The sequence below is a fragment of the Williamsia sp. Y853 genome, assembly GCF_056786495.1.
In genome coordinates, this window is record NZ_JBXCJC010000001.1 from 1459832 (window position 1) to 1473416 (window position 13585).

A 13585-nucleotide genomic window follows, 5' to 3' on the forward strand; every position below is an offset into this window, starting at 1 on the left:
TCCTATTACAGCAGGTAGTGGCCTTGCTGGCCATTGTGCTCTACGATCGACTAGAACACGTTCATGCAGAGGATTGAGGGGAATGCAATGACGCAGGCCGAGCAGGTGTGCCCGTTCGTGAAGGGGTTCGACTTCACCAGTCCTGACCTGTTAGAGCAGGGTATCCCGGTCCGGGAATTCGCGGAATTGCGTAAGACCGCCCCCGTCTGGTGGAACGCCCAGGAAGAGGGCAAGGGCGGTGGGTTCCACGATGGTGGGTATTGGGTTGTCAGCAAGCACGAGCACATTCGGGCGGTGTCGAAGAACAACGATGATTGGTCCACCAACGAAAACGGTGTGATCATGCGGTTCGACGACGAGATGACCCCGGAACAGCTCGACATCACCAAGGCGCTGCTGATCAATCACGATCCGCCGGAGCACACCCGTCTGCGGAAACTGATCGCAAAGCTGTTCACGCCCAAGGCCGTGCACGCGCTGGAGGAGTCCCTCGAAGAGGCGGCCCAGAAGATCGCCCGCGATGCCGCAGCAAAAGGTGAAGGCGACTTCGTCGAGGATGTTGCGGTCAATCTGCCGCTGATGGCCATCGCCGATCTGCTCGGCGTACCGGCCGAAGACCGTGAGCGACTGTTCCATTGGTCGAACACGATGATGAACACCGACGATCCCGAGTTCAACGAGCCCCTCGAGGGTGAGGAGCTCAGTCCGGCGCAGATCGCCTCGGCCGAACTGCTCGGTTACGCCTACACGATGGCCGAGCAGCGCAAGAACTCCCCGAAAGACGACATCGTGACGGCGCTCGTCCATGCCGACATCGACGGTCAGTCCCTCGAAGAGATCGAGTTCGGCTACTTCGTGCTGCTGCTCGCGGTGGCAGGCAACGAGACCACCCGAAACGCGATCAGTCACGGGATGAACGCCTTCATCGACAATCCGGATCAGTGGGAGCTGTACAAGCGTGAACGTCCCGCGACCACGGCCGACGAGATCGTCCGCTGGGCCACGCCGGTCAACTGCTTCCAGCGCACAGCCCGTCACGATCTTGTTCTCGGCGATGTCGAGATCAAGAAGGGTCAGCGCGTCGGAATGTTCTACGCATCGGCGAACTTCGACGAAGAGGTGTTCGAGAATCCCTTCGAGTTCGATATCCTGCGAGACCCCAACCCGCACGTGGGATTCGGTGGTCACGGTGCCCATTATTGTGTCGGGGCGAACCTGGCGCGCATGGAGATCAACCTGATCTTCAACGCCATCGCCGACCATATGCCGGACATCACCAAGATCGCCGAGCCGCGCCGTTTGCGGTCCGGCTGGATCAACGGTGTCAAGGAGATGACGGTCAACTACGGAACCGGTTGCCCCGTCGCCCACTAGTTGTCGAATGCCGTGTGGCCCGACCCTGATTCAGGGTCGGGCCACACGGCGTTTGTTCAGTATGTTTGTCACCGTGGCCGAGACTTGGGGAGCCCCGGATCTGCCACGCGTGCCGGGCTCAGGCATCTTTTTCGACCTCGGCCAGGACTTCGCAGGTCAGGCCACCGAGTGAGTGTAGGCACCGGTGTATGTGCCCGCCAATGCTTCGTCGGGGATCGGGACAGCTATTCGGGCGTCCCACGTGGCGGTGTTGGCGCCGTTCGCAGCGGTCGCGGTCTGCACGGCAGGCCCTTTCGGGTCGGTGACCGGAATGGAGACTGCAACGCCTTTTGTGACCGTTACGGTTCCGCTGGTCGTTGCGTTGCCGGGTACGTAGGTCGAGTTCCAGCCTGTCGTGGAGGTTCCTGCGTCTTCAGACGTGAAGACTCCGCTGGTGGCGACATATACGATCCAACCGTCTGTTCCACGTCGGTCGTCGGTGACCTTGATGCCTGCGATCGTTCCGACTGCCACCGCGTTGGTGTTCACGTCCAGCCTCAACTCAGAAGGCGCGGTGATCGCCAGTGGCCCGCTCGGGATGGTGAATGTTGCGGTGGTGTCGGCGGCAGCGGCTTGGCCCGGAGTGGTCAACGCGAGAATGGTTGCGCTTGTTACGGCGATACCGGCGACGATTGATTTACGCATTGTGGTGAGTCCTTCAAGGTGGAGATCGAAGATCGGGCAGAAGGGCCGACAGCGGTGGTGGACGAGCTAAGTCACCGAATGGGTGAGGGTGCTGCTGTAGTTGCCCGCCAGCACATTCTGAGGCAGGTCGACGGTTACGGCGGCGTCCCAGCCGGCGGTGTTGACGCCTTGCACACCGGACCCGGTGACCGCCACCGCCGGGTCTTGGTCACCCGAGCCTGTCAGTGTGAACTCGGGGCTCTGAGCCGCGTTCACGATTCCGCTGGACCCCACGCTGGGGATTGCGTACTTGGAGGGCAGTACATCCGCATCGCTTGCACGCGTGAATCCGCCTCCATCGACGTATACGGTCCAACCGGCTGTACCCCGTCGATCGTCGATGACTTTGATGTTCGGGATCGTCCCGCGGGCGGCGGTTCCGTCGGCGTCGACCGCCAGTCCCGCCGCGGCGGGTGCGGTGATCGACAGGCTGCCGCTCGGGATGGTGAATGTTGCGGTGGTGTCGGCGGCGGTGGCTTGCCCGGGAGCGATCAGGGCGAAAGCAGCGGTACTTGTCACGACAACACCAGCAACGGTTGACCTACGCATTGTGGCGAGTCCTCTGAATGATGCGACCACGGATTGGCGCGAGTTTTTAGACTATAAGTTCACTTTCGGTGAAATGTATAGGTTAGCGATGCTAATTCGTATGTTGCGTATTCAATTCATAAATGCTGGTTCGGAAGGATTTTCTATTCTTCGTGACCGCACGGTCAGGGTAAAAGGGTGCCGATAGAACGCATCCGCCCCGGGCGTAAGCCCGGGGCGGATGCGAAGTCGTGCGGTGTCGGCGGGTGGCTCAGCTAGGCCTTACGGACCGAGTTGATCGTCTTTTCTACTTCCCAGAACGCCCGCAGCGCAGCGATTTTGCCGTCGGAGTTGGCGCGATAGGTGAACACACCCCGGGCTTCGGAGACGTGTCCGGCGATATGGGTGACGATTTTCCCGATATAGGCCACCTCGTTTCCGCAGATGATCTCCTCATCGAAGAGGAACTCGATCTGCTCGGTGGCGCCGATCGACATATCCCAGAACTGACCGATGCGGTCGTGTCCGGTGAAGCCGATGCCTTCTTCGTCGAACATCGAGGGGCCGACGGGATCTTGCACGATCCCGTCGGTGGCGAACAGGTTCACCCAGGCGTCTTTGTTGCGCGAACCCACGTACTCGCGGGAGCGCCGGCCCGCAACCACCGCGGGATTGTTGGCGCGGTCGATGTTCATGTAGGCAGGCTGTGCCTTCGTCATGATGTCTCCCTCGTGTCGGTCGTCGCGGTCGATGATCAGTGCGTGGGCTTGTCGGCGCCCACGAGCCACATCGAAAAGTACTGCGAACCACCACCGTATGCGTGGCCGAGTGCCTTGCGCGCGCCGGCCACCTGGTGATCACCTGCCTTGCCCTGGACCTGGATGGCGGCCTCGGCGAAACGGATCATGCCGGAGGCGCCGATCGGGTTCGACGACAACACGCCGCCCGACGGATTCACCGGTAGCTTTCCGCCGATGGCCGTGTCGCCGGACTCGGTCAGCTTCCAGCCTTCGCCCTCGGGCGTGAAGCCCAGGTTTTCGAGCCACATCGGCTCGAACCATGAGAAGGGGACGTAGATCTCGGCGACGTCGATCTCTTCGAGCGGATTGGAGATCCCGCCCGCCTTCCACAGTGCGGCGGCCGCATCGCGGCCGGCCTGGGGACTGACGGTGTCGCGGTGGGAATACGACAGCGGTTCGGTCCGCATGGCAGAGGCGTGAATCCAGGCCACCGGAATCCCCTGGGCCACTGCGTTGTCTGCGGTTTCCTCATCGCCGATGACGACTGCACAGGCACCGTCGGACGACGGGCAGGTCTCGTCGTAGCGGATGGGGTCCCACAACATCTGTGAGCTCATCACCTTCTCGACCGTGATGTCGGGCTGGTGGAGATGCGCCAATGGATTGAGGGCGCCGTTCTGCCGGTCCTTCGCGGCGACGATCGCTCCGATGTGATCGGGCGCGCCGGACCTTCGGATGTACGAGCGGACGTGCGGGGCGAAGAAGCCGCCCGCGCCTGCGCCGACCGGCATGGTGAAGGGCACCGGAATCGACAACGCCCACATGGCATTCGACTCCGACTGCTTCTCCCATGCGATGGCCAGAACCCGGCGATGCACACCGGAGGTGACCAACGAGGCCCCGACGTTGGCGGTCGAACCGCCGACGGATCCGGCCGTGTGGACGCGGATCAGTCGTTTGCCCTCGGCGCCCAGCGATTGGGCAAGTGCGAGTTCGGGCATCATCGTGCCCTCGAACAGGTCTGGCGCCTTGCCGATGACGATGGCGTCGATGTCATCCATCGACACCTGGGCATCTTCCAGTGCCTTGTCGATGGCTTCGCGGCAGAGCCCCGCCATCGAGACATCATGGCGTTTGGCAACGTATTTGGTCTGCCCGGTGCCGAGCACCGCAGCGCGATAGCGGCCCATCAGTTCTTACCTTTCGAGGATCCGGCTGCGTCGCCGGCCAGGGCGACGACCATGTTCTGTTGCAGCAGTGGACCGCTGGTGGCATGGGCCAGTGCGGTCCCGGCATTGCCGTTCAGGATCGTGGTTGCCGCGTATCCGATGCGTTCGAGCCCGGCCGAGAACAGCGGGTTGGCGGCCAGTGCGCCGCCCGACGGGTTGATGATCACCGAATCATCGAGTCCAAGTGCGGACTTCAGAATCAGTTCCTGGTGCGTGTAAGGAGCGTGTAGCTCGGCGACATCGAACGTGCGGTTGCTGCCGAGGGCGGTGTCACCGGCCAGCTTGGTAGATGGAGACTTGGTCAGATCGCGGGCCCCGAAGTTGGGGGTGTCGATGCGATGATCCCAGCCGGTGATCCAGGCCGGGTTCGCCACGAGTTCCCGGGCGCGATGTTCGCTGGCCAGGATGATCGCGGCGGCGCCGTCGGTGTAGCGGCAGACATCATGGGCGCGTAGGGGATCGGCGACGTAGTCGGACTTGAGCAGCTCATCCACCGAGGCTCCGGAACCCCGGGCGGCCACCGCGGCCATGTCGGCTTCGGTCCACGCCCCGGAGTCGAGGCCGGCGCGGGCCTGCAGTGCAGCGAGCGATCGGGCGTCGGGCCACAGCGGGGCGACGGTGTGCGGGTCGGTCTGCAGCGCCAGCACCTGATCGGTGTTGGAAGCCGACGGCTTTCCGAACCCGTAGGCGAGGGCAACGTCGACCTCGCCGGTTGCGATCTTCACCCAGGCCTCGTAGAGGGCCCAGGCGGCATCCATCTCGACGTGCGATTCGTTGATCGGCGGGACGGCCCCGATCGAGTCGATCGCCGAGATGAACGAAAAGGCGCGACCGGCAAGGTAATCCGAGGAACCCGAGCACCAGAAGTCGATGTCGGTCCGGCTGATCCCGAGGTCGGCGTAGAGCTTCTGGAAACACGGCACCAGCATCTCGACGCCGTTGGTGGTTCCGAACGTCGCATCGACGTGGGGACTGTGCGCGAATCCGATCACGGCGATCGGTGGTATGTCGCGGTATGTGCTCACAGATGATCCTTGTAGGAGTCGTAGTCGGCATCGGGTTCACCCGACGGACGGAAATGGCTGATGTTGCGCAACGTGTAATCCCACTCGTCACGGGGGCGCCACACGGCCTCGACCCGCATGCCCATGTGCACGTCGGCGGCCTCGGATTCGAGGATCAGGTGCAGGAACGGGATGTCGGAACCGTCGAGCAGGACATAGGCCGCCACATACGGTGGCTTGATCTGCTGTCCGAGAAACGGCACGTTGACGATGCAGAACGTGGTCACCACGCCCTTGTCGGTCAGTTCGACCCTCTCACCGGTCGGATTGCCGTCGGTGGGGTCGGCGCCGCGAGGTGGGAAGTAGACGGGCGCACCAGGGCCGGTGCGTCCACCGTAGAGCTTGCCCTCCTTGAGGCCCTGCAGATACCAGGTCTCCTCGATGGAGGCAGTGTGGTCGATGGTCAACTCGATCGGAGTCGTGATCATGACACCGTCCGAAGCTGACGGCTCGGAGGTGTTGGGGGACGCGGGTTCTGGGGTCTCGCCGAGTGCGAAGTGGTCGATGTCGTCGATGCGGCCGGTGCGTTCGGACTTCCACACCACATGCACACGGGCACCGGTGCTCAGGTCGCCGGGACCGCCTGCGGCCACGGCGTGCAGCAGGGCGGTGTCGGCGCCGTCGAGCCGGATCAGGGCCCACGCGAACGGATTCGACAATGGCTGGCCCGCGATGGGCTGCGCCATCCAGGTCCATGACGTCACCGTGCCCACGGGCGAGACCTCGACGAAGTCGTCGATCTGCCTCCGGGTGACGGGATCGAACTCGACCGGTGGGACGTACACGGTTCCGTCCGCGCTGCGTCCTCCGACGACCTTGCCGTCGAGCAGCCCGCGTGCAAAACGTCCCAGGACCGGCCCGAGCGAGCGGGTGTAGTCGAAGGCGTTGTGCAACGGTGCGGACAGAACGGGGTCGTCGGGGTTCTCGATCGGTGCGACTACGGCGGCAAATCCTGCGGATATCTGGCTCACGCTCACAGAATCGAGTAGAACAGGTTCTAGATTGTCGCGCAAGGACTAGGCCGAACAGGAGGTCGCCAGGTATGAAGCTCGGTCTGCAATTGGGGTACTGGGGAGCGTCGCCGATCCCGGATGCGCCGGCTTTGATCGCGGCCGCCGAAGCGGCGGGTTACGAGGCCGTGTTCACCGCCGAATCATGGGGGTCTGATGCGTTCACGCCGCTGGCCTGGTGGGGCTCTGCGACGTCGACGATCAAGCTGGGTACCGGCATCGCTCAACTGTCGGCACGGCCACCGACGTCGGCGGCCATGGCAGCACTGACGCTCGATCATCTGTCCGGTGGCCGTCACATCCTCGGGCTCGGGGTATCCGGGCCCCAGGTCGTCGAGGGCTGGTACGGCCAGCCCTTTGCCAAACCGCTGGCGCGGACCCGTGAATACGTTCGGGTGGTCCGGGATGTGCTGGCCCGCGAAGAGCGGGTCACCAACACCGGACCGCACTATCCGTTGCCCTATCCGCCGGATGCCACGGGCTCGACCGGGCTCGGTAAATCACTCAAGCCGATCACCCATCCACTGCGCGCTGACCTGCCGATCTGGCTCGGTGCGGAAGGTCCGAAGAACGTCGCGATGACCGCGGAGATCGCCGATGGCTGGCTGGCGATCTACTACACGCCGCGACTGTCGGACATGTATGAGTCGTGGCTTGCCGAAGGCTTCGCGCGGCCGGGGGCGCGTCGTACCCGTGACACGTTCGAGGTGGCCGCGACCGTCCAGGTCGAGATCACCGACAACGTTCCCGCGGTCATCGATGCCTACCGCCCATCGACCGCGCTCTATGTCGGTGGCATGGGGGCCAAGGAGCAGAACTTCCACGCCGAGGTCTACACCCGGATGGGTTACGGCGAGGTGGTCCGTGAGATCGGTGAGAAGTTCCTGTCCGGGCGCAAGGACGAGGCGGTCGCGGCAGTGCCCGACGAGATGGTTCTGGAGACGATGATCGTGGGCGACGAGGACGGGGTGCGGCGCCAGATCAAGAGGTGGGAACAGGCCGGGGTCAGCATGTTGATGGTGACCAACCGCGATCCCGATCAGATCGCCAGGCTCGGTCGCCTCATCTGAGGAGAACATGTTCTAAATCTGATCGGCGTGTCGAAGTCGACGACGATCTGGGTCGGCGGTGCGTAGAGTCCCGAACGTGCCGGACTCGCCCGCAGACGCCAAGCCGCCCACAGCAGGCGGATCGGCACGACAGATCGGCGCCCGTCTGGGGAGAGGTCAGAAGATCGGCCGGGTGGTTGCCGGTCACGCAGTCCGCACGGCGACCGGCAACCTGATCGGTTCATCGGCCGATGCAGACGCGAAGGCACGCAAGCAGGATGAACAGATACTTCGTTTTGTCGACGAGCTGGTCGCCGTCGTCGGGAGTATGAAGGGCGCGGCCCTCAAGCTCGGCCAGATGCTGGCGATGTTCGACCTGGGGGTGAGCTCGGAGGCGACCAGGGAGGAGTTCAGAGCCCGACTCGCCCCGCTGTTCGACCGCGCACCGGCCGTCGACAACGCGGCGATGATGGCGGTCCTGGAATCCTCGCTGGGGCCGGCTCGGATGGCGCGCCTGGACATCGAACAGACACCGATCGCTGCAGCATCCATCGGCCAGGTCTATCTGGCGACGCTGGACGGCGAGCGGGTTGCCGTGAAAGTTCAATATCCCCACGTGAAATCGGCGGTCCGGGCGGACCTGAAGAATCTTGCGCTGGTGGTGAGGATGAGGCGAAGCAGGATGCCCGGCGCCAACCTCGACGACGTGGTGGCAGAGGTCTCCCGGCAGATGCTCGCGGAGCTGGACTACGACACCGAACTCGTCAATCATCAACGCGTCCACGATTTTTACCTCGACCATCCGGTCTGGACCATTCCGCGGCCGTATGCCGAGTTCAGTACCGATCAGGTTCTAGTCACCGAATATCTGGACGGGATGCCGTTCACCGCGGCCTGCGCACTCCCGGCGGAGGATCGGGACCGGATCGGTGAAGCGGTGTACCGCTTCTACTGTGGTGGCGTCTACGAGCGCGGCGAGTTCTGCGCCGACCCCCATCCGGGGAATGTGCTGGTGATGCCGGACGGCAAGGTCGGCTTCCTGGACTTCGGACTTTATCTGTCGATGGCGGAGTCAGATATCGTGCTGCAGCGCAATGCGTTCCGCGCGCTACTCGAGGGTCGTGACGAGGACGTCTATCGGTTGGCGATCGAGGCGGGCTTCATCCAGGACGAGAACGCGATGTCGATGGGACAGGTCGCCCAGTACACGCGCAAGGTGGCCGGATGGCATCTGTCGCCGGATCGGTCGACGGTGACCGGGGAGGTCGCGAGGTTCGCATTCGCCTGCGCGGTGCTGCCCGGGTCCGGGCACTATCGACAGATCCGGCGTCAGGACCTGGCCGAGACGCATGTGTTCTCGCGGCGGACGGAGCTCAGTGTGTGCGAACTACTCGGCCGCCTGGAGGCGACGGCTCCGTGGGGTTCGATCGTCCGTGAGTGGATCTACGACGATGCCGCAGCGGCGACGCCGATGGGCGCCGCAATCGAGAGTTGGCGCCATGTCGGCGGAGTGGGGCGTGGGCGCGGGGTCGATGACGTGACCCGGTGATGTTCAGAGAACGCTTGCCCTGGGTAAAGGCTTCGATAGTGTTGAAACAACGAAAGGCAACGAATGACAATCGTGCTCGCGCGAGTGTTGAAGAAATCCGCTGGTGCCGGTCTGTCGGCGGCCCGATCATCACAGGGCCCCGATCAAGATGGCGACACCGGATCGCGGGATGCGGTCCTACCGCGTGTGGCCGGGCTCGGCCTTGCCGCAACCGGGTTGGCGCACTTCATCAGTCCGCAGGTGTTCGAACCGATCACCAAGGCGGCCTTCCCGGAGAACACGACCCAGTGGACGTACTCCAACGGGGCAACCGAGACCCTCGTCGGTCTGGCGATTGCGAACAAGCGGACCCGCAAGATCGGCTACGTGGGATTGATCGGGTACATCGGATTTCTCGCCAGCCGTGTCTTGAAAGCGTAACCGTCGGGCAATGACATCTGACGTTCCCGTGCGCCGACGCCGCGGACGCCCCAAAGTCGAGGGTCTTGCCGATCACCGTCGTAACCAGATCGTCGAGGCGGCCTATGCCGTGCTCACTGAAAGGGGTTATGACGGAACGAGTATCGCGGAGATAGCGCAACGCGCAGGTATTGGTCAGGGCACCGTCTACCGCTACGTCAACAGCAAGCGAGAGCTGCTGGACATGGTCTTCGACTGGTCCGTGGAGCGGATATTCGCAACCGTTGATCCCAACGAGTTACTCGCGGCCGAGGCGCAAACGGCGCAAGACATGGCGCTGCACATCAGGGTCATCGGCGATCGGCTCCACCGGATGATCGAAGACGATCCGGCGATGCTCAAGCTGATCGGGGTGCAGGCCAGCGCAATCGACAAAGAACTCAAGGCGCGGGTCGTCGGACTCGAATGCATGATCAATTCTCTGGTGGTCAAGGCGCTGACGCGAGCTGTCGAGAATGAGTGGTTCGTCCTGACGATGCCGCAGCGGCAGATCGTTGCCCGGCTGTTGATGATGTTGGCGCTGCCCGGTCTGGTCATGTCGCTGCGGGCGGACGACGACGCAGGCAAGCGTGAGCGGTATGTCAGCGGAGCCGCCGACCTGGCCTTCCACGGAATGATGAAGCGCCCGCCGACCATGGATGGGAAGTGATGGTCCAACCGACAGTTCGCCCGGACACCAGGCGGACCCGGCTTCGTCGAGGCCAACTGCTCGACGCCGCCCTGCGAACGTTCATCGAAAACGGTTACAGCGACGTGGGAGTCGCCGAGATAGTTGCCCGGATCGGCTGCAGTCACGGCACGTTCTACAACTACTTCGACAACAAGCGGGATGCGCTCGATGCAGTCCTGGCCCGGGAACTCGCCGAGCTCACCGCGATTGCCGAGTTACACCGTCCGCGCCCACGTGATGAGGCCGAGTTCGTCGACGCGATGGGGTCATTGGTCCGCAGGCTGGTCGACCACGTGAACGAACGCCCCGACGTGCTCACGTTCGTGATGATGGAGGCGCCGGGTATCGACGAGGCAACGCTCGATCTGCTGACCGGTAGTTACGTTCAACTCAGCCAGTTGTGTGGACAGTACTTCCGGCACGGCGTCGCCGACGGTTACCTCCGGGAGGACCTCGACGTGGAGTTCGCAGGCGAGGCGATGGTCTCGTGCCTACTCGGCGCGGTACTGCCACGAATGCTCGACAACTCCGCCGAACTCGACGTCGAAGAGACGGTCGAGACCGTGGTCGGATTCCTCTGCTACGGCACCCCGACGGTCTGAGGAGCAGACGGTCTGAAGAGCAGGGGCTCGACGGTGTGTCGCCGGCCGGGCTACTTGCCGGTGAAGTCCGGGATAGTCTTCTCCGCAAAGGCTTTCGGGCCGATCTTGGCGTCGTCGCTGATGAAGACCTTGATGCCTTGATCGGCGTCGATCTTGAATGCATCCTGTTCGTGCATGCCCTCGGTGTCCCGGATCGTCTTGAGGATCGCCTGGACCGCGATCGGGCCGTTCGCGCTGATCTGATCGGCGAGTTCGGTGGCCTTGTCGAGCGCGGTGCCGTCGGCGACGACATGCCCGATGAGGCCGTATTCGAGGGCTTCGGCAGCGGTGATGTGGCGTCCGGTGAGCAAGATGTCGGCGGCGACGGTGTACGGGATCTGCCGAACCAGTCGGACCGCCGATCCGCCGAGCGGGTACAGACCCCACCTTGCCTCGGACACACCGAATTTGGCGCTCTGTCCGGCGACGCGGATGTCGGTACCCTGCAGGATCTCGGTTCCACCGGCGATGGCCGGGCCTTCCACTGCTGCGATCAGAGGCTTGGTCAGGCGGCGGCCTTTGAGTAAGGCGTCAAGCATCTTCGGATCGAAGCCGCCCTTTTTGAAAGAGTCTCCGGGGGCCTTTTTGTTCATGCTCTTCAGGTCGGCGCCCGCACAGAAATAGCCGCCGGCTCCGGTGAGGATCGCGACCCGGATATCGGGGTCGGAATCGACCTGATCCCACGCGGAGTTCATGATCGCGAGCATGTCGCTCGAGAGTGCGTTGCGGGCCTCGGGCCGATTCATCGTCACGATCAACGTGTGCCCGCGCTTCTCGACAAGACAATGGGGGGCAGCGTCCGACATGATTTGCTCCTGATTTCTCGCATGACAAGACGCGCGGGGGCGTCTGTGACCTGTATCTCCTCGGGCCTTGCCATCAAACGGTAACACGTTCTAGTTTTGTCGGTATGGCTTACAACATTGCCGACCTCATCGAGCATGCCGTCGACACGATGGGCGACCGGGTGGCGCTGGAAACAGACGGGCGCAGCGAGACCTATACCGAACTCGATCAGCGGGCCAACGGGCTCGCCCACACCTTACGGGACCTCGGCGTCGGTCCGGGCGATTCTGTGGGGTTGTACAGCAGAAACGGCATCGAGGCCGTGGAGTCGATGGTCGCCATCTTCAAGGCCCGTGCGGTGATGGTCAACGTCAACTTCAGGTACGTCGAGAGCGAGCTCGAGCACATCTTCACCGACTCCGACATGAAGGCGCTCATCGTCGAGCGTCAGTACGTCGACAGGGTGGCGAACGTGTTACCGAAGGTGCCCGAATTGCGGTCGGTGATCGTGATCGAAGACGGCTCCGACCTGGATATCTCGGTGGTGAACGGAATCCCCTACGAGCAGGCGGTTGCCGACGGCGGGATCGAGCGCGACTTCGAGCCGCGCTCCGACGACGACCTGTACATGCTCTACACCGGTGGCACCACCGGAAATCCGAAGGGCGTGGTCTGGCGGCAGGAGGACGTGTTCCGGGTCCTCGGAGGCGGTATCGACTGGTACACCGGCGAGGCGGTCACCGACGAGTGGCATTTCGCGAAGACCGGGGCGCAGGGCGGACAGCTGGTGAGATTTCCGATCCCACCGTTCATCCACGGTGGATCGCAGTGGGCGGTGTTCCAGGCGTTGTTCGCAGGCGGCAAGGCCATCGTCTACCCCGAGTTCGGCGCCCATCAGACGTGGGAGATCGTCGAGCGCCACCAGGTGAACGTCATCTTCATCACCGGAGATGCCATGGGGCGTCCGATGATCGACGCGTTGGAGCAGAAAGACTACGACGTCAGCTCGGTGTTCTCCGTTGCGTCGTCCGCGGCGCTGTTCTCGGCCTCGGTCAAGGATCAGTTCGTCGAGAAGTTCCCGAACGCGGTCATCATCGATGCCATCGGCTCATCGGAGACCGGCTTTTCCGGGATGGGTGTCATCTCGAAGGAGACCTCGCACAGTGGTGGCGGTCCGCGGGTCAAGGCCGACCTGTCGACAGTTGTTCTGCGCGAAGACGGTTCGGTCATCGAGCCCGGCAAGGGTGAGGTCGGGATCCTGGCCCGGACCGGGCACATCCCGCTGCGGTACTACAACGACCCGGCCAAGACGGACAAGACCTTCAAGATCTACAACGGCGTCCGGTATTCCATTCCGGGAGATCAGGCGCGTGTCGAAGACGACGGCACGGTGACGATGCTCGGACGTGGTTCGGTGAGTATCAATTCCGGCGGCGAGAAGATCCACCCCGAAGAGGTCGAATCAGCGCTCAAGGCGCATCCGGACATCTTCGACACCGTGGTGGTCGGGGTGCCCGACGACCGGTACGGACAGCGGGTCGCCGCGGTCATCGCGACCCGGGACGGTGTGCGTCCCACGCTCGAAGAGATCAATGCTGTTGCCCGGCAAGATATCGCCGGCTACAAGTGCCCACGGGCGGTGTGGTTCGTCGACGAGATCAAACGTTCCCCGGCCGGTAAGCCCAACTATCGCTGGGCGGCGGAGATCGCCGAATCCCGGTCTGCCGACGAAAATCTGACAACCAGCTCACGAAAGGCCTGAC

At 63.4% G+C, this 13585-nt stretch carries 14 protein-coding genes; 7 read left to right on the forward strand and 7 right to left on the reverse strand.

The window, feature by feature from the left end; genetic code table 11:
* The first annotated feature begins 87 nt into the window (after positions 1–87).
* Entirely contained in the window at positions 88–1374 is a 1287-nt protein-coding gene (locus AC1TPF_RS06920) for a cytochrome P450 (protein WP_482135856.1), read from the forward strand.
* 156 nt (positions 1375–1530) lie between these two features.
* Here AC1TPF_RS06920 and AC1TPF_RS06925 read toward each other — a convergent pair whose 3' ends face one another.
* The 6 genes from AC1TPF_RS06925 to AC1TPF_RS06950 all read right to left on the reverse strand — a co-directional run bounded on the left by AC1TPF_RS06925 (position 1531) and on the right by AC1TPF_RS06950 (position 6635).
* Entirely contained in the window at positions 1531–2058 is a 528-nt protein-coding gene (locus AC1TPF_RS06925) for a hypothetical protein (RefSeq protein ID WP_482143210.1), read from the reverse strand.
* Between the two features lie 66 nt (positions 2059–2124).
* Entirely contained in the window at positions 2125–2616 is a 492-nt protein-coding gene (locus tag AC1TPF_RS06930) for a hypothetical protein (RefSeq protein WP_482143212.1), read from the reverse strand.
* A gap of 284 nt (positions 2617–2900) precedes the next feature.
* Entirely contained in the window at positions 2901–3344 is a 444-nt protein-coding gene (locus AC1TPF_RS06935; protein ID WP_482135853.1) for a nuclear transport factor 2 family protein, read from the reverse strand.
* Between the two features lie 35 nt (positions 3345–3379).
* On the reverse strand, positions 3380–4555 hold the full coding sequence (locus AC1TPF_RS06940; protein ID WP_482143214.1) for a thiolase domain-containing protein: 1176 nt from the start codon (positions 4553–4555) through the stop codon (positions 3380–3382).
* Positions 4555–5619 carry a thiolase domain-containing protein gene (locus AC1TPF_RS06945; protein ID WP_482135851.1) on the reverse strand — a complete coding sequence of 355 codons (1065 nt, stop codon included), beginning with the start codon at positions 5617–5619 and terminating at the stop codon, positions 4555–4557. Before AC1TPF_RS06945 ends, AC1TPF_RS06940 begins: the two co-directional genes overlap by 1 nt.
* Positions 5616–6635 (reverse strand): Zn-ribbon domain-containing OB-fold protein, encoded by a 1020-nt coding sequence (locus AC1TPF_RS06950; protein ID WP_482143216.1) that lies wholly within the window; start codon positions 6633–6635, stop codon positions 5616–5618. Before AC1TPF_RS06950 ends, AC1TPF_RS06945 begins: the two co-directional genes overlap by 4 nt.
* 65 nt (positions 6636–6700) lie before the next feature.
* On the opposite strand from AC1TPF_RS06950, the gene AC1TPF_RS06955 reads away from it, so the two are divergent.
* From AC1TPF_RS06955 to AC1TPF_RS06975, 5 genes are all read left to right on the forward strand, one after another.
* The gene (locus AC1TPF_RS06955) at positions 6701–7738 is read left to right on the forward strand and encodes an LLM class F420-dependent oxidoreductase (protein ID WP_482143218.1); all 1038 of its coding nucleotides are present in this window, start codon (positions 6701–6703) and stop codon (positions 7736–7738) included.
* Positions 7739–7814: 76 nt separating this feature from the next.
* Entirely contained in the window at positions 7815–9266 is a 1452-nt protein-coding gene (locus AC1TPF_RS06960; RefSeq protein ID WP_482143220.1) for an ABC1 kinase family protein, read from the forward strand.
* A 63-nt stretch (positions 9267–9329) separates the two neighbouring features.
* The gene (locus AC1TPF_RS06965) at positions 9330–9686 is read left to right on the forward strand and encodes a hypothetical protein (RefSeq protein WP_482135847.1); all 357 of its coding nucleotides are present in this window, start codon (positions 9330–9332) and stop codon (positions 9684–9686) included.
* 10 nt (positions 9687–9696) lie between these two features.
* Positions 9697–10374, forward strand: coding sequence for a TetR/AcrR family transcriptional regulator (locus tag AC1TPF_RS06970; RefSeq protein WP_482143222.1), 678 nt, complete (start codon positions 9697–9699; stop codon positions 10372–10374).
* Positions 10374–10997 carry a TetR/AcrR family transcriptional regulator gene (locus AC1TPF_RS06975; RefSeq protein WP_482135845.1) on the forward strand — a complete coding sequence of 208 codons (624 nt, stop codon included), beginning with the start codon at positions 10374–10376 and terminating at the stop codon, positions 10995–10997. Before AC1TPF_RS06970 ends, AC1TPF_RS06975 begins: the two co-directional genes overlap by 1 nt.
* 50 nt (positions 10998–11047) lie before the next feature.
* On the opposite strand, the gene AC1TPF_RS06980 is transcribed toward AC1TPF_RS06975, so the two are convergent.
* The gene (locus tag AC1TPF_RS06980) at positions 11048–11842 is read right to left on the reverse strand and encodes a crotonase/enoyl-CoA hydratase family protein (protein ID WP_482143224.1); all 795 of its coding nucleotides are present in this window, start codon (positions 11840–11842) and stop codon (positions 11048–11050) included.
* A gap of 104 nt (positions 11843–11946) precedes the next feature.
* Here AC1TPF_RS06980 and AC1TPF_RS06985 point away from each other — a divergent pair, with 104 nt between their 5' ends.
* Positions 11947–13584, forward strand: coding sequence for an acyl-CoA synthetase (locus AC1TPF_RS06985; RefSeq protein WP_482143225.1), 1638 nt, complete (start codon positions 11947–11949; stop codon positions 13582–13584).
* Position 13585 lies beyond the last annotated feature (1 nt).

Bases quoted from the DNA above. Each gene is read 5' to 3' on its own strand.
- AC1TPF_RS06940 (WP_482143214.1), bottom strand. From the start codon at position 4,555: ATGGGCCGCTATCGCGCTGCGGTGCTCGGCACCGGGCAGACCAAATAC.
- AC1TPF_RS06920 (WP_482135856.1), top strand. From the start codon at position 88: ATGACGCAGGCCGAGCAGGTGTGCCCGTTCGTGAAGGGGTTCGACTTC.
- AC1TPF_RS06925 (WP_482143210.1), bottom strand. From the start codon at position 2,058: ATGCGTAAATCAATCGTCGCCGGTATCGCCGTAACAAGCGCAACCATT.
- AC1TPF_RS06970 (WP_482143222.1), top strand. From the start codon at position 9,697: ATGACATCTGACGTTCCCGTGCGCCGACGCCGCGGACGCCCCAAAGTC.
- AC1TPF_RS06965 (WP_482135847.1), top strand. From the start codon at position 9,330: ATGACAATCGTGCTCGCGCGAGTGTTGAAGAAATCCGCTGGTGCCGGT.
- AC1TPF_RS06955 (WP_482143218.1), top strand. From the start codon at position 6,701: ATGAAGCTCGGTCTGCAATTGGGGTACTGGGGAGCGTCGCCGATCCCG.
- AC1TPF_RS06985 (WP_482143225.1), top strand. From the start codon at position 11,947: ATGGCTTACAACATTGCCGACCTCATCGAGCATGCCGTCGACACGATG.
- AC1TPF_RS06980 (WP_482143224.1), bottom strand. From the start codon at position 11,842: ATGTCGGACGCTGCCCCCCATTGTCTTGTCGAGAAGCGCGGGCACACG.
- AC1TPF_RS06975 (WP_482135845.1), top strand. From the start codon at position 10,374: ATGGTCCAACCGACAGTTCGCCCGGACACCAGGCGGACCCGGCTTCGT.
- AC1TPF_RS06935 (WP_482135853.1), bottom strand. From the start codon at position 3,344: ATGACGAAGGCACAGCCTGCCTACATGAACATCGACCGCGCCAACAAT.